Annotated in this window: 20 protein-coding genes and 1 pseudogene; all 21 read left to right on the top strand. The window is 43.2% G+C overall.

Translation table 11 applies throughout. The features are described 5' to 3' along the window. Positions 1 to 3: 3 nt before the first annotated feature. Complete coding sequence (locus Q7J41_RS11425; RefSeq protein WP_304888180.1) at positions 4 to 966, top strand: hypothetical protein; 963 nt, start codon at positions 4 to 6, stop codon at positions 964 to 966. A gap of 45 nt (positions 967 to 1,011) precedes the next feature. Beyond that, on the top strand, positions 1,012 to 1,248 hold the full coding sequence (locus tag Q7J41_RS11420) for a hypothetical protein (RefSeq protein ID WP_304888178.1): 237 nt from the start codon (positions 1,012 to 1,014) through the stop codon (positions 1,246 to 1,248). Continuing rightward, positions 1,245 to 1,742 carry a helix-turn-helix transcriptional regulator gene (locus tag Q7J41_RS11415; protein ID WP_304888176.1) on the top strand — a complete coding sequence of 166 codons (498 nt, stop codon included), beginning with the start codon at positions 1,245 to 1,247 and terminating at the stop codon, positions 1,740 to 1,742. The genes Q7J41_RS11420 and Q7J41_RS11415 overlap by 4 nt, the downstream gene beginning before the upstream one ends. A 93-nt stretch (positions 1,743 to 1,835) precedes the next feature. Beyond that, a complete protein-coding gene (locus Q7J41_RS11410) occupies positions 1,836 to 3,419 on the top strand; it encodes a DNA cytosine methyltransferase (protein ID WP_304888174.1) in 1,584 nt (527 codons plus the stop codon). An 8-nt stretch (positions 3,420 to 3,427) separates the two neighbouring features. Next, entirely contained in the window at positions 3,428 to 3,886 is a 459-nt protein-coding gene (locus Q7J41_RS11405; RefSeq protein WP_304888172.1) for a hypothetical protein, read from the top strand. An 8-nt stretch (positions 3,887 to 3,894) separates the two neighbouring features. Further along, complete coding sequence (locus Q7J41_RS11400; RefSeq protein ID WP_304888170.1) at positions 3,895 to 4,497, top strand: hypothetical protein; 603 nt, start codon at positions 3,895 to 3,897, stop codon at positions 4,495 to 4,497. Positions 4,498 to 4,574: 77 nt separating this feature from the next. Then, a complete protein-coding gene (locus tag Q7J41_RS11395; protein WP_304888169.1) occupies positions 4,575 to 4,709 on the top strand; it encodes a hypothetical protein in 135 nt (44 codons plus the stop codon). Continuing rightward, positions 4,702 to 6,303 (top strand): DUF4942 domain-containing protein, encoded by a 1,602-nt coding sequence (locus Q7J41_RS11390; protein ID WP_304888168.1) that lies wholly within the window; start codon positions 4,702 to 4,704, stop codon positions 6,301 to 6,303. The genes Q7J41_RS11395 and Q7J41_RS11390 overlap by 8 nt, the downstream gene beginning before the upstream one ends. A 23-nt stretch (positions 6,304 to 6,326) precedes the next feature. Beyond that, complete coding sequence (locus Q7J41_RS11385; protein WP_304888166.1) at positions 6,327 to 6,632, top strand: hypothetical protein; 306 nt, start codon at positions 6,327 to 6,329, stop codon at positions 6,630 to 6,632. Between the two features lie 190 nt (positions 6,633 to 6,822). Beyond that, on the top strand, positions 6,823 to 7,254 hold the full coding sequence (locus tag Q7J41_RS11380) for a DUF1492 domain-containing protein (protein ID WP_304888164.1): 432 nt from the start codon (positions 6,823 to 6,825) through the stop codon (positions 7,252 to 7,254). Positions 7,255 to 7,639: 385 nt separating this feature from the next. Next, positions 7,640 to 7,906, top strand: coding sequence for a hypothetical protein (locus Q7J41_RS11375; protein ID WP_304888162.1), 267 nt, complete (start codon positions 7,640 to 7,642; stop codon positions 7,904 to 7,906). A 35-nt stretch (positions 7,907 to 7,941) separates the two neighbouring features. Next, positions 7,942 to 8,652 carry a phage terminase small subunit gene (terS, locus tag Q7J41_RS11370; protein WP_304888160.1) on the top strand — a complete coding sequence of 237 codons (711 nt, stop codon included), beginning with the start codon at positions 7,942 to 7,944 and terminating at the stop codon, positions 8,650 to 8,652. Continuing rightward, positions 8,637 to 9,977: a PBSX family phage terminase large subunit gene (locus tag Q7J41_RS11365; RefSeq protein ID WP_370651013.1), complete on the top strand. Its 1,341-nt coding sequence runs from the start codon at positions 8,637 to 8,639 to the stop codon at positions 9,975 to 9,977. The genes terS and Q7J41_RS11365 overlap by 16 nt, the downstream gene beginning before the upstream one ends. A 2-nt stretch (positions 9,978 to 9,979) precedes the next feature. Continuing rightward, positions 9,980 to 11,635, top strand: a complete 1,656-nt coding sequence (locus Q7J41_RS11360) for a phage portal protein (protein ID WP_304888156.1) — start codon at positions 9,980 to 9,982, stop codon at positions 11,633 to 11,635. After that, positions 11,635 to 12,828, top strand: coding sequence for a phage minor capsid protein (locus Q7J41_RS11355; RefSeq protein ID WP_304888154.1), 1,194 nt, complete (start codon positions 11,635 to 11,637; stop codon positions 12,826 to 12,828). Before Q7J41_RS11360 ends, Q7J41_RS11355 begins: the two co-directional genes overlap by 1 nt. Positions 12,829 to 12,959: 131 nt before the next feature. After that, positions 12,960 to 13,136, top strand: a complete 177-nt coding sequence (locus Q7J41_RS11350) for a hypothetical protein (RefSeq protein WP_304888153.1) — start codon at positions 12,960 to 12,962, stop codon at positions 13,134 to 13,136. 41 nt (positions 13,137 to 13,177) lie between these two features. After that, a complete protein-coding gene (locus Q7J41_RS11345) occupies positions 13,178 to 13,453 on the top strand; it encodes a hypothetical protein (protein ID WP_304888151.1) in 276 nt (91 codons plus the stop codon). A gap of 4 nt (positions 13,454 to 13,457) precedes the next feature. Then, positions 13,458 to 13,670: a hypothetical protein gene (locus Q7J41_RS11340; RefSeq protein WP_304888150.1), complete on the top strand. Its 213-nt coding sequence runs from the start codon at positions 13,458 to 13,460 to the stop codon at positions 13,668 to 13,670. Positions 13,671 to 13,884: 214 nt separating this feature from the next. Beyond that, on the top strand, positions 13,885 to 14,493 hold the full coding sequence (locus Q7J41_RS11335; RefSeq protein WP_304888149.1) for a phage scaffolding protein: 609 nt from the start codon (positions 13,885 to 13,887) through the stop codon (positions 14,491 to 14,493). Positions 14,494 to 14,520: 27 nt separating this feature from the next. Next, positions 14,521 to 15,657: a P22 phage major capsid protein family protein gene (locus tag Q7J41_RS11330; protein WP_304888147.1), complete on the top strand. Its 1,137-nt coding sequence runs from the start codon at positions 14,521 to 14,523 to the stop codon at positions 15,655 to 15,657. Positions 15,658 to 15,661: 4 nt separating this feature from the next. Beyond that, positions 15,662 to 15,910: pseudogene (locus tag Q7J41_RS11325) on the top strand (hypothetical protein); the annotation flags it as partial.

Here is a 15,910-nt window from a genome sequence, read left to right as displayed (position 1 = left end):
GAAATGGGGAAATGGTCACAAATTGAATTGGATAAGTTGAAAAATCTTTATTCAGAAGCGAAAACTGTTGGTGAAATTGCTGAAATACTTCAAAGGTCGCCTGGATCAATACGAAACAAAGCATGGAGATTGGGGATCACCAATACCAATGAATTTACCGAGGAAGAGAAAAAGTTCATTCTAGAAAATTATAAAAGCCACAATCTTAAAGAGCTGTCCGATAAGCTTGGACGAGAAAAAACAAGCATCTGTAGATTGGCAAAGCAACTCGGGATCGAGAGGACTTGCAAGAAAAAAGAAACGACAAAAGGGTTTGTTGATGAATCTGGCGTTTGGCATAAAAATGGATGGACCAGAGAAAAACCAGAGCAAAAATCTGCGAGAATATCAAAGCGGTTTAAGGAATGGAACTCAAAAAATGAGCATCCAAAAGGTATGTTGGGGAAACATCATAGCCCGGAATTTTCCGCTAAAACATCGATAAGGGTTAAAAAATATTGGGATGAAATTACACCAGAAATGGCTGATAAAAGATATAGAAAAATGATTCAAACAAAAATTGAGAATGGAACACTTAATACTACAAAAAGTAAAATAGCGCGATACTCAAGGGGGATTGCCGGCGAGCGTGAAGATCTTGGCAACGTTTTATTTAGAAGCTCGTGGGAAGCAAATATTGCCAGATATATGAACTTTTTAAAAATTAGGTGGGAGTACGAAAAATATGAATTTGTTTTCGATGAATTCACAAAAGGTTGCATATCATACACGCCTGATTTTTATCTGCCTGAGTTTGATATTTGGATTGAAGTTAAAGGCTGGATGAACGAAAAAAGCATCAAGAAACTTGAAAGCTTTAAAAAATATTATCCTGGCGAATACGGAAAACTTATCTTGATTGATAAGAAAAAATATTTGGAGATAGAGAAATGGAAAGAACCAATTCGAAACTGGGAATGTGCCTGAATAAGAAAGAGCCAGGGGTATTGGTGACAATCGTGGAGGTGGACAATGATCAAAGGGCTCAGAAAGATCCACAACAAGAAATTTTATAACAATGACAGAGCCGAAGGGCTGCCAATTGAATCGAAAGAGTTCGAAGGTATCGCGAGATATATCATATTTGAGGACGAGATGGCTATCACGACGAAGAACGACGGAGTTTTGACCGGGAATATGGGTCAGCTTGAAAAACTCTTTAAAGAGGCTTTAAATGTGATAGAAATTTACAGGAGGGATGAGAAGTGACATTACAAGAAAAAGTAATAGAAATCATTGAAGAAAAAAATATCACTTATGTTGAGCTTTCCAAGATGGTTGGAACCGATCCGGCAACTATGAGCAGGATTGTGAATGATAAGCGGGTTGGAAATAACACGATCAGCAAGTTTGTAAAGAAATTTGGAGATGAATTTAAACAATTCTACGAGTACAAAAATTGCAAAATTTGCGGGAATAAATTCTTGCCAATAAATAACAAAGTTGAAACATGCTCGGTTGAGTGTTCGCGGATCAATACCAATAATACCAGTGTTGCGTGGGTAAAGTCGCATCGGGAACGGACTGTTTCCAGTCAAACAGAAGCCCAGCGTTTTGGGAGAAAAGCGAAGGTTAAAAAGCCATCAGTGAGTTTCGCAGAGCGGGAAAATAAAGCCAGGTCACAAGGCGTTAGTTATGGACAGCTTGGCACTACCGAACGACTGGCTCAAAGCACAACGATGCGGGAAAGTATGGGGTTGTGATGATACTAATTTGCCAGGAATGTTCGAATTATACGGGGGACATAAGAATTTGTATGTTTAAGTGCCTGATGGAGGAAAAATGAGGGGTAATACATGGGGTTGATTATTGACAACTTTGCAGGTGGAGGCGGTGCCTCCGAAGGAATTGAACAAGCCATGGGGCGGCCAGTGGATATAGCTATCAACCACGATCCCGGAGCAATTGCAATGCATAAAGTAAATCATCCATATACTAAGCATTATTGTGAAAGTGTTTGGGATGTGGATCCAATTAAAGCTTGTGAAGGGAAGCCGGTTGATTTGGCGTGGTTTTCGCCGGATTGTACTCACTTTTCAAAAGCCAAGGGCGGTAAACCGAAAGATAAAAACATTCGGGGGCTGGCATGGGTAGCTGTCAAATGGGCGATGCAGGTTCGACCAACGGTCATTATTTTGGAAAACGTTGAGGAATTTAAAACATGGGGACCGCTGGGCGACGACGACCAGCCGGATAAAAACAAAACCGGTGAGACTTTTAATAGTTTTGTCGAACAGTTAAAAATAATTGGGTACCAGGTAGAATTTCGGGAATTGATAGCAGCAGATTATGGGGCACCAACCAAACGAAAACGATTCTTTATGGTTTCCCGGTGCGATGGGTTGCCGATATCATGGCCAGCGAAAAGCCACGGACCCAGGAACAGCAAAGAGGTGGCAATGGGGATTTTAAGACCTTATACACCGGTATCAGATGTGCTGGATTTTTCAAAACCGTGTCCATCGATTTTTGACACAAAGGATGAGATTATGGAAAAACATGGGTTGCGAACAGTACGGCCGCTGGCAGAAAATACGATGATCCGAATAGCAAGGGGTTTGCAGAAGTTTGTAATAGAGAATGATGATCCTTTTATTATCAAATCACAAGAATTTGGAGTTGAAGCGCCATACATTGCTCAAATTGGTCATACTGGGTTCACTCAGGATCGGTCGAAAAGTATGAAAGATCCTTTAACAACAATTGTTTCTAAAAACGAGCATATGATGATAGCTCCAATATTGGCGCAATATCATACGGAAACAGGTAAAAATGAGGTCAGAGGACAAAATACTGACGAACCGATCATGACAATTGATGGCAGCCCTAGATATGGGTTAATTCAAGCTTTTATTTGTAAGCATTACGGCGGTAATTATACGGGCGCCGGAACGGATTTAATCGAACCACTTTCTACTGTCACCGCAATTGATCATAATGCTTTGGTTACTTCACACATCATCCAGATGAATAACCACATGATCGGCACTGATTCCAGAGATCCAGTAAATACCATTGTTGCCGGCCCCGGTCATCTAGGAGAAGTCAGAGCGTTCTTAATAAAATATTACGGTCAGGGGATCGGCCAGGATCTAAAGGAGCCATGCGGAACAGTTGTAAGTCATGATCGCTTTGGATTGGTGACGGTCCATGGAACGGATTATCAAATAATTGACATCGGTATGAGGATGCTGGATCCCCGGGAATTATTCACCGCAAATGGTTTTCCACCGGATTACATCATTGATTATGATTCTGACGGAAAAAAGATCACCAAGACAGAACAGGTTAAACGGTGCGGGAATGCAGTACCACCGGTATTCGCCAGAGAACTGGTGCTGGCCAATGTTGTGGAAGTAGAAAGAACTATGGCTTCATAGGAGGCAATATGAACGGACTTCAAAACACCCACAAATTATTAAAAGAGTACGGATGCGAAGCGACTTTCCCAGGCATATATCCAGAAATGCGTTTATCACCATACCGAGGAGGAGTTTTCTTTTATCGGCCAAATAGCGAGATTGAAAAAGATCATATTCTCAAGGAATGGAAAGAAGTGGTTTCAGTTAGTTTGGATGTGTGCCTTAAAGCCAAAAAGTCATTTGCCCCATTTGAGAAAATCAGGTTCGATATTGATTATAGCGCAAATGCGAATTTGTACAGCATGTATGTTTCGTTGCCAACGTTGGGGCGGAGTACCTCATTGAGCCATGAACGATATAAAACCGAAGAGCTCTTGATAAAGGAAATAGAGAAATGGATAGCAAAGGCAGGGTGTAAAAGAACTTTGCCCGAGGTTAAAACGCAAGTAAAACCAGAAAAATTCGAACAGTTAAGTCTATTTTAGGAGGAATCATGCAAGGAGATGTGAAGAGTAAGCCGATTTTGTTTAATACGGCGATGGTCCAGGCTATTCTGGATGGGCGGAAGACGGTGACGCGGCGGGTGATAAAGCCAAAACCTGAATCATTTGGGAACGCATTAATCTACAATGGAGCAATTTGCACTAAAAAAGGCGTGACAAAAGAAGCGCCATATCAAGTCGGCGATATTCTTTGGGTGCGGGAGACGTGGCTTCTAACAGATAGTTTTGGCCCTTGGAATAATGGTTACATGTACAAAGCTGATGAAGATAAAAATAAAATAGTATTTGAAAACACTGGGCAAGTTGAAAAGTGGCGACCACCCATCCACATGCCGAAAGAAGCGGCCAGAATATTCCTGAAAGTCACGGACGTTCGGGTGGAGCGGTTGCAGGATATAGATAAGTTTTGGAGTAGCTACGACAAAGAAGGAATGAGAAATAAAGAAACTGAAAACATATCTATAGCAATGAAAGAACGATTTATTGGCGTATGGGACTCCACCATCAAGAAAAAAGACCTTGATGAGTTCAGATGGGATGCTAACCCATGGGTCTGGGTGATTGAGTTTGAGAGGTGCGAGAATGCCAATTGAAGTAATGACCATAATCCTAGCATTTATCACAGGTTCGGTTTGGGGATGGTATGGGCGGAAGTATCGGGAGGGAAAGAATGACTGATTTAGCATTAGGCGCATTTACAATCATCGCCATTGGATCAGTGGTCACAGCTGTGATTGCTGGGGTTGCATTGGCCGGGCTTGGTCTGGTTGAGTGGTTTAAGTATGGGAGGGGCAGGAATGAATGAATATTACCCAACGCCTAGCCACTTGGTTAAAGAAATGTATCACAAAATAAATAAAGTTCAGAGATACCTAACTATCTTAGAACCGTCAGCCGGGAAAGGTCATATCGTCAAGGAAGTTCAAAAGTTATCCGAATCAAGAAATGGATGCAAAACAATGACCATCGATGCAATTGAGGTGGAAACGGAGTTTCAGCATATTTTGCGGGGAGAGAACATTAAAGTGATCCACGATGACTTCCTGACATTTGAGACGTTCAAAAGCTACGACTGCATTATGATGAACCCGCCGTTTTCATGCGGCGATAAGCACCTCATGAAGGCTATTGAGATCCAGCAACGACGGGGCGGCCAAGTGATTTGCATCTTAAATGCCGAAACCATCCGAAACCCGCATAGCTTCTTAAGAAAAAAGATAATCCGAACGCTTGAGGAATATAAAGCTGAAATTGATTTTATCGAAGATGGTTTTGTCGATGCCGAAAGGAAAACAGGGGTTGAGGTTGCGCTGATAAGTGTGACCTTCCCTGAAATCATCAAAACTGACACAAGTCTGATTTTGGATAAAATGAAAAAGGCCGAGAAGTATGAAGACCTGGTTAAAGATTATGCTTCTCTAATCAGCGGCGATCCAGTAATGGGCATTATTGATTCGTATGAATATGAAATAAAAGTCGGCGTTGAATTTATCGAGGAATATTTCAGAATTTCACCGGTTCTATTATCAGGGGACGAGATTCAGAACAAGGAGTGCTTTATCCTCCTGTCGGTCGGAAAAGAAAACGGGCGGCCAGCTTTTGAGGATGATCGGGCCACGACGATTAATAAGTTCATCAAGCGGACCCGGCACAAGTATTGGAAAACAATCTTTAATTTAAAGGCGATTACCGAAATTGTGACAACCGATGCTTATTATGACATCAACAGCAAGATTGAAAAATTTTCAGAATACGATGTGACGCTGTTCAATATCCGGCAATTGCAGCAACAGCTATATCAGAGTTTGAGCGGTAACATCGAAGCTGGCATAGAATCGTTCTTTGACGACGTAACCACCAAAGCATATGACGGGAAAAATACACTTTATTATGACGCCTGGAAGACAAACAAGGCCTGGAAGATCGGGAAGAAAGCAATTATCTGGTTGAATGCTTATGATTCGTGGAGTGGCCAATTTGATCCAGATTACAAGGCGGATCAGAAAGTAATTGAAATGGAGAAGGTTTTGAGTTACCTGAGCAAAGGCAAAAAGACTGTCGCGGATTCTGGGATTAGACAAAAACTAAGGGATGCCAGAGACGGCGGCCAGACGAAAAATATTGAGTTTGAGTATTTTAACCTCACATTTTACAAGAAGGGCACCTGCCATATTGAGTTCACTAATGAAAAGGCTATTGAGTTATTAAACATCTTTGTCGCCAAGAAGCGGAACTGGTTGCCGCCGGCGTACGGGAAGAAGGAATACTACAATCTAACCCCGGATGAAAAAGAAGCGATCAACAATTTCCAGGGCGAAAAGAACTACGAACGATGCCGGAAAGATAGTGAAGTTCAGAATGTGCTGAAAGATAATGGATTTTTGAGGTTGAGTGCATGATCTGTTTGTGGTATCGAGCGTATGTGAAAGACGTTGGGTGGTCTGACTGGAAAGTCGAGATAGACACGTCTTCGATAAGTGAAGCATTAAAAGAAGTGGCAGAAGCGGTGGCCCAAGCATGGGGAAGAGTTTCAAAAGCGCTAACTCCAACGATTGAGTTTGTGAATAAAATAGCTTTCGAATACTTTGACGATCATCTTCCGGAGAAAAAGAAAATCTATCAGGCTGAATACCGAATGAAAAGTAATATGAAGAACTATGGTTACAAGCAAAACTACAGAAAAAGGATGTTTTGTGTTGGGAATAGAGGGAATTTTAGGAGGTTTTAAAAATGAACAGAAATAGATGCGCAACATGCAAAAGAAATGAAAGTGCAATCAACGGCATAATCATTTGCGGGTGCTTCAGGGTATGCCTTGAATCCAGGCAGACCCTATGGATCGGGAAATAGTGCATAAAAAAAGGGCTTTCGCCCCGATAGAATACTCTGCAAATTTATTTTATCAGAGGGGGAAGCGGATGTCAAATAAAGCGGTTTGTCGGCCGAAAGATAAGCGGAAAGATGAAATACTCAGGGGATATGAGTATCAGATGGAGCTGGCGCACAGCTTGGAAAACGAGCTGGAAGAATTAATTGCGAGGGCCACTAAAACCACCAGCGTCATCACAGACATGCCACGGGGAGGTGACGGTCTGGATGTTGGCGACTGGGTGGCGAAATGGGCGCCCCTTCAAGAGCAGATTGAAGCCGAAGTAGTTGAATCTGTCAAGGTTCGGGCTGAGATCACGAGCTATCTAAATCAAGTGACAATGCCGAAATTGCGGACGGTGTTGCAGTTGACATATATTGAACGGATCACACAGGAAGAAATCATGGACAGAATGCATTATAACTCTACTCAATGGGTAAGGGAATTGCTTAATCGGGCTTTAGAGCAAATTAACATTTAAAGACTTGCTGTTAATATAGAAAAGTCTAATCTATAATTTATAATGCGGAGGTTTCCTAATTAAGCCGCATTTATCCGAAAATATAGAGGCGTCCGAGAGGGCGTCTTTTTTATACTTAAAATTTAAGGAGAAGCCATGGATACCAAGTGCAACTGCACAGCGTGTAATTATTGTCGTGACGGCCGGTGTTTAGACGCGAGTCTGAGAGATCCTTACAAGCAAACAGGATGTATCCTGTATTCGGGGAAAGTGGTCAGCCATGAAAGAAAGTGAATTCAGAAACCGATACTGCAAAAAGTGCAAATGGTGCCGAAAGATCAATGACCATAAATGGTTTTGTACCGTGCCGGAATGCATGCTGTTCAAAATTAAGTGGAGGTAAACCATGGCTAGTTATGCGAGAAAACCACAAACGATTGAAGCGTATCAATGGAATGGTGATGTAACCCAGAAAATGCCGGAATGGTTGTATGATGCGATTATGGGTGGAGACAATCTTGTTTTTACCGGGCGGAGGTTGTTTCTAAATAACCCAGATGGGGAAGAAGCGTACCAGATCAACGATGGCGATTATATTGTCCGGGAAGGCGATGGGAGTTTATCAACCAGGCATCCCGGGGTTTTTGAGAGTGAGTGGTATTTGCTGAAGTAGGAATTCCAAAACGAAACGAATGAGAGGTGGTGAGATTGCCAAGAGCACCGAATGAAAAAATTGAAAAAGCAAAAGAATTATTTGACAAAGGCTGCAAAATGGTGGAAATCTCAGTTGCTCTCAGCATTCCGGAAGGGACTGTTCGCAGCTGGAAAAAAAGATATCAGTGGGATGCAACGTTGCAAACAAAAAAGCGCAACGTTGCAAATAAAAAAGGCGGACAACCAGGAAACAAAAATTCAGTTGGACACAAGCCAAGCACGCCTGAAGAAAACAAAAACGCAGAGCGCCACGGCTTCTTTTCCAAATGGCTGCCCGCTGAAACCATGGAGATCATGAATTGCATTGAGCGATCAAGCCCCATTGATCTTCTCTGGGACAATATCCAGTTGCAATACGCCGCCATCATCCGGGCGCAAAACCTGATGTATGTTAGAGATCAGGAAGATATGACCAAGGAAATCAGCTGTGATGGTTTAGCGACTTCCTACGATATCCAGCAAGCATGGGATAAGCATTCCAATTTCATGCAGGCACAATCGCGAGCCATGAAGACACTGGAATCTATGATCAAGCAGTATGATGGGCTGACCAGATCAGATCTAGTTACCGAAGAGCAGCGAGCAAGAATTGATAAACTAAAAGCTGATGTGGCAAAAATAAATGGTGAAGAAGAATCATACGAAGATGACGGGTTCCTTGACGCTTTATCTGGAAAGATTGGTGAAGTATGGGAAGCCGAATAAAACAAGCCATCTTCAAGTTTAAAGCATTCTCGAAAAAACAGATGAAGGTCTTGACTTGGTGGATACCAGAGAGTCCGATGCACGATAAAGAAGGCATCATTGCCGATGGAGCCATTCGGTCGGGCAAAACCCTGTCGATGTCATTATCTTTCGTGATATGGGCCATGACGTCATTTAACAACCAAAACTTCGGGATGTGCGGAAAGACGATTGGTTCGTTCCGGCGGAATGTTTTGTTTTGGCTGAAACTAATGCTCAAGTCCAGGGGCTATAAAGTCCAGGATCATCGGGCCGATAATCTAGTCACGGTAAATCGGGGTGATGTCACAAACTATTTTTATATATTCGGCGGGAAAGATGAACGATCGCAGGATCTCATCCAGGGGATAACACTGGCCGGGATCTTTTTTGATGAAGTGGCACTGATGCCGGAATCGTTTGTCAATCAGGCTACCGGGCGCTGTTCGGTGGATGGATCGAAATTCTGGTTCAACTGCAATCCGAGCAATCCGCGGCACTGGTTTAAGATCAATTGGATCGATAAGAAAGACGAAAAGCAGTATCTTTATCTCCATTTCACAATGGATGATAATCTTAGCCTAACTGAAAAGATAAAAGCCAGATACCGCTCAATGTACAGCGGTGTTTTTTATGAACGGTTTATACTCGGCCTATGGAAAGCAGCTGAGGGTGTCATATACCGACAATTTGCCGACAACCCCAGTAAGTACATCATTGAACTAACTGACGAATTAAAAGAGCAATTAAGGCGCGATCTAGAGTTTATATCAATTGGCATGGACTTTGGGGGGAACAGATCCCTGACAACTTTCGTGGCCTCTGGCTTTACTCATAACTTTAGATCGGTCTATGTTTTGGCTGATCATGCGATAAAAGGCCAGAAGGGCGACATCGACAGCGATGTGGTCAATCAAGAATTCATTACGTTTTACCGGGAATTAGAGCAGCTTTTCCCAGGCGTTCCAATCCGATATTGTTTTGCCGATAATGAAGCTCAGTATTTGATTAATGGATTGTATAAGGCGTGCAAGAATGCAGGGTTGCCGATTAAGATCGGAGACAGTGCTAAGATCAAGATTGTTGAGCGGATTCGATGTTGCAACACTTTATTGAACCGGGAACGAATTAAGATCTTAAGTTGCTGCACTGCCTTAATCGGTGGGCTGTCATCGGCGGTCTGGGATAAAAAAGCCAGCGATGCTGGCAAAGACGTGCGGCTGGATAACTTTAGTACAGATATAGACATTTTGGACGCCTTTGAATACTCATACGAAAAATTTATGAATAAGTTGATTGGAGGTTAACCGTGAACATAAACGCAGTAGTAGATTATTTAAATAAAGCGAACGGCTATGACGTGCCGACCAGCTATTATACCTACATTCAAGAGTGGGAAGACTGGTGGAAGGGGTACTATAAACCGTTCCATGATTTTACCGAGACTGGTTACAGCGGCAAAACGAAAAAGCGCCAGATCTATTCATTGAAAATGGCAAAGAAAGTCTGTGAAGATTGGGCCAGTATTCTGCTTAATGAGAAAACTGAGATAGTGGTTGATAAGAATAAGAACAACGATTTTGTTGATTCTGTTTTTGAACTCAATAATTTCTGGCAAGCGGCGAATGAGTTAATTGAGAAAACATTCTACTCAGGCACCGGCGCTTTTGTTTTACGTTTTGAAAACCTTAAGCTGGTTGGAGAAAAAGCAATCGGTGACAAGAATACAGAGATCCGCATTGAATTTCTAAATGCCTTAAACATCATCCCCTTATCGATCCGATATGGAAATATTGTAGATGTAGCCTTTGTTTCGGATGTGATGCTGGGCGGCAAGAACTATGTCTATGTCGAGACTCACATCCTGACTGAAAACGGATATGAGGTAACGAACCGATATTTTAAAGAAGATGCCGGAACATTAGACCCGATCCCGCTACCTGAGGGGATGATTGAAGGGTTCTCGACCCAGTCAGACATCCCGTTATTTTCGATCATGAAGCCGAACATTGTCAATGCTATCGATGGTGCCAATGGGTTGGGGATGTCGGTATTCGCAAACTCAATCGACAACCTGCAGGGTGTGGATCTGTGCTACAACAACTTCAATCGGGACTTTAAGCTGGGCGGGAAGAAAGTGTTCATCAATGATTCGTTGGTGACAACAACCGACAGCGGGGAGAAAATCACCCCGGATGATACGGCCCAACAGCTGTTCATTCAGTTCGGCGATGACTTCCTTGATAAGAACGGTAGCAATAAGCTGATTCAAGAGTTTAACCCGTCGCTAAGAGTCCAGGAAAACATCGATGGATTACAGGCCCAATTGGATTACCTGAGTTTCAAGTGTGGGTTTGGTACAAAGCATTATCAGTTCAATGCCGGGGCCATTATCACGGCGACTCAGTATGTCGGGGATAAGCAGGAGCTGATGCAAAATGCCAGCAAGAATTATATCGTCGTTGAGCGGTCGCTGAAAACATTGGTCAGATCGATCATGTGGGCTGGTAAAAACATTTGTGGGATTGCGCTGGATGAAGAACCGGAAATAAAGGTAATCTTTGATGATAGCTATATTGTTGATAAGGAGTCGGAACTATTGGCCATGCAACAAGACGTTGCCAGCGGGCTGATTAAACCTGAAATTTACATTGCCAAGAAATACGGCGTTACGGAAGAAGAAGCGCTTAAGATGATGCCGGCTGCAAGTTCGCTATTTGAGACAAACCCGCTTGATGCCGTATCTACGGAAGGGGCCCCTAAAGCAAGCACATCAGAAGTAGTAGACACTGTTGAGGATGTCGCCGGGAAGTCTTTAAACGGAGCTCAAACACAGTCATTAATTGCGATCTTATCGCAGTATGCGGCTGGTGAATTAACGATAGGGCAAGCAATTAATGTCATATCTGTAGCTATTGGAATTAGTAAAGAAGAAGCTAAAAAAATCATTGAGGGTGCTGAATAATGTTAACCCCGGAACAATTAAAGATAATACCTGACGGTATGGTCGGCCTTTACCAAGATCTGGAAGCATTTGTTATTAAAGACTTTGCCCGGCGGGTTGCCAAAGCTGGAAAAATTACCGCAACAGCCAAATGGCAGGCACTCAGGGCCAAAGAAATTGGCGCCTCCTTATCTGAACTCGAAAAAGAAATAAAACGGGTCACGGAGCTGTCTCAGAGCGAAATTGACGCATTGATGCATAGCGTCGCGGAATTGTCTCTTAACAACGATGCGCCGATCTTTGAGCAGATGGGGAAGAAGCTACCAAACATCGAAAAATCAGTCACGCTGCAGAGTTACATAGCAGCCGCAACTGAGCAAACCAAAGGTGAACTATTTAATATGACGAAGTCGCTGGGCTTTGCCAGAAAGGTCGCCGGGAAAGTCGAATATCTTCCTATGTTTGAGTTTTACAACAAAGCTTTAGATCTAGCACAATTTCAGGTGTCGACTGGTGTTCTTGATTACGATACCGCTACCCGGAATGCGGTTAAGCAGATCGCTCAAAGTGGTTTACGCTGGGTAGATTATGAATCTGGCTGGCATAACCGGGTTGATGTGGCTGCCAGACGGGCGGTGATGACCGGCGTTAATCAGATGTCGAGTAAGATGAATGACCAGGTTGCAAAAGATCTGGACGCTGATTATGTGGAAGTAACGGCTCATTCAGGGGCAAGGCCTGATCATGCTGAATGGCAGGGCAAGGTGTTTAAGATTCATGGCAGTGCAAAAGGATATCCGAATCTGGCAGCGACAACGGGACTTGGCACCGGTCCCGGTCTTTGCGGTTGGAATTGCAGGCATAATTACTATGCGTTCTTCCCTGGGATATCAACCCCGACATATTCCGAAAAAGAGCTGCAAAGCATTGACCCGGATCCATTCGAGTATGAAGGCAAGTCTTATAACCATTACGAAGCCACCCAAAAGCAACGGCAGATTGAAACAGCCATACGACAAAGCAAAAACGAATTAATCGGTTATGATGCGATGGGCGATAAAGAGGCCTTTACAATTGCCAGTATAAAGCTTCAGCGACAAAAGCAGTTTTATAAAGAGTTTAGCAAGGAAACCGGGTTGGCGTTGCAGAATGAGCGGCACCAGGTGGTAGGGTTTGGACAAAGTATAAGTCAAAAAAGTATAAGGAGGGGATAAGATGCATCATTACATTACAAAATACTGGGAAGACGGCGTGCATTATGCGGTTGCGTGGGTTCAGATTAATTTGTTAAATTGGAGCTTTTGCTTGTTGCAGCGAAAGATAGTGATTCCATAGGAGGTTTAAAATGGCTGATGTTGGATTAAATTATGTTGCTGTTACCGATAGCGATACAGGCGAAGTGATTGGTTTCATTAATTTGACGGATGGCGAAACAATTCAAGCAGATGGCGTCGATATCCGAATGGGATATGGTGAACCCGAGTTTATTGATCGTGGCGGTAAGATTTTTATGAAAGTTTAGTAGCGAGAATGGCTTTTGCCAGAGAGAAGGAGAAAAATAATATGACTGGATCTCAAAAGAGGATGTATTCAGAAGTTCTTGAAGTTGAAGGAATGGTGCCAAGAGTTGATGAGGCTATTGGAAATCTTGCGGAGCTTATTATTCTGATAAATAAAATTCAAAGAGAAACTAAGATGGCTGATGATCTTATCGAAAAGATGGTAAATGTGGAGATGAGTTTGAATTTCTTAAAACGTATTTTTGACGTCAATGATATGGCGGAACGGATACAAGTTGAAAAAGAAAAACAACTGGGCAGAACTTTGAAAGGAGATTAATAACATGACATTAAAAGAATTGTTTGTAAACGCCGCAAATGGTGCAGAGAATTGTAAGGTTATCTTAGGGATCAGAATGCCCGACGGAACTAAAGAAATGATCATTAACGATAACGTGAAGAACAAAGTTGATTACGTGTGCGGGAAGTATGATGATGATCTTAAAATGATCGGCGTCCCGATTTTCATTGAGGAATTTCTGTTCATCAAGAAGTAGCACCGCACCCTAACCGGTGCTTTTTTATTGCCCAAAATCTTGAGTAAAGGAAGTGGTCGATAATCTCCCCGCGCCGGGGTTAAGGTGCGACCTGGATAAGTCGTTAAACGGTCTATTTTTAGTACCTAAATATCGGCTATCCTGCAAGCCTATGAAAGCAGGACCATGGGTGACAGCGACCACCTAAAACGCTTAGTGGGAAAGGATAAGAACCATGAAAACCGAAGACTTAACAGCACTGGGGTTGTCAGAAGACCAGATTAAGAGCGTATTTGCGCTTAATGGAACCGATATCGAGAAGTACAAAACGGACGTTGAAAAGCAGAAACAGGAAGTAATTAAAGCCAAGGAAGAACTGGAAGGCGTGAAAACCCAACTAGGAGAAGCCAACACGGCGATTAAAGGCTTTGAAGAATTGGATGTTGAAGGGATTAAAAAAGCAGCTGAAGAATGGAAAACGAAATACGAACAGGACACCGAAGCCCTTAAAACACAAATGTCTACAAAAGAGTATGAATTTGCAGTAGATAAGTTTTTAGGTGGCGTTGAGTTTAGTTCAGAACTGGCAAAGAAAGCAGTGTTCTCAGAGTTCAAAGACAAAGGCTTCAAGCTGGAAGAAGGAAAGTTCTTAGGGGCTGATGATTATATCACATCCCTTAAAGCAAGTAATCCAGCGGCGTTTGTAGCTGACAAAGCACCCGAACCAGAGCCCCCGGGTGTTGTTGTAAACACCGGTGGCACCCATGGCGGTGGCATTAGAACCGTCGATCACAATGCTATCTCAGATGATCAGTTCTTTGAAATGGCATTCGCAAAAAAATAATTTTAAATTTATAAGGAGAAATAAAAAATGGCAAATGAATTTTTAGATGTAAAAGTAATCGCAAGACTAACCTTGCAGCGGTTAATTGAAAACATGGTATTTCCAAACCTGATCTATCGAGACTTCTCGAACGATTTCCAACCCGGTAAAGGTGCAAAGATCCAGGTTAAAAAGCCAGTAGTTTTGGAAGCGAAAGATTTCGACGAAACAAACGGCGTTACCGCACAGGACATTAAAGAGTCCAGTGTAGAAGTAACCCTGGATAAGCTGGCCACGGTCGATGCAGAATGGGGAGCAATCGCAGGAGCAACCAGCATTGACGATCTTAACCGGTTGTTTATCGAACCTTCGGCGGTGGCGCTCGCTGAAAAGATCAATAGTGATGGTTTATTCCTGTACAAGGATATCCCTTACATCGCTGGCGCTGCCGGGACAACCCCTGCCTCACTGAGTGTGATCGCCGACGCGCGAAAAGCATTGAATATCAATAAGGTGCCGCTGGCTGGGCGCGTTGCTGTGTGGGACCCAGAGGCAGAAGCATCACTAAGCACTTTGGATGCGGTTGCCCATGCTGAAAAATCAGCAAGCACAGATGCCCTTCGCGAAGGTGAATTAGGCCGTCTGTATTCATTCAATAACTTTATGGCACAGGGGATCAAAACCCACACCGCGGGAACTTTAGCAGTTGGCGGTGGAACGACTCCTAAGATTGTTCCTAAAGCCATCGTCGCTGAAGGAGCTACCGGCCTGACCCTGGCGGTAACCGGTGGAACCAGCCCAACTTTAACCGGGACCCTGGTCAAAGGCGATATCCTGACAATTAAAGGGAAAACTTACACTGTCGTAACTGGCGGGACAGCTGCATCAGATGAATTGGCTGTTACTGTTTACCCAGCTCTCCCAGCACTGGCTGTGACTGATGTCATCACCGTGGCTGCAAGCCATACTGCAAACCTCGGTTTTGCGCCACAGGCTTTTGCATTTGTTACCCGTCCGCTGACATTGCCTTCTGGGGTTGAAGCTTATGTAGTTTCTTACAACGGCGTTTCAATGCGTGTTGTTAAGGGATACGACATCAAATATAAGAAAGAAACGATCTCCATGGACGTGCTCTATGGTTACAAAACCATGTATCAGGAGCTGGCTGTTCGTATCTTAGGTTAAGATCATGGCCTATGTAGATTCCACTTACTACACGGCCACATATGGAGGAAAACTGGTAAATTCTGATGATTTCATCCGGCTTTCCTCCATGGCTACGGCCTATATTAACCAGGTAACCCAGGGTAGAATCACAGAGGATGTCACAGATCCCGTTAAGATGGCCACTTGTGCGGTAATGGATGAACTTTTCAAGCAAGAAAAGGGGCCAGAGATTGCCAGCGAATCAGCTGGGAAGGAATCAAGGTCATATGTG

This window comes from Acetobacterium sp., assembly GCF_030652775.1.
Lineage (GTDB): Bacteria > Bacillota > Clostridia > Eubacteriales > Eubacteriaceae > Acetobacterium.
Note: the sequence above shows the minus strand (reverse complement) of the source record. Positions and strands in the feature narration are given on the sequence as shown.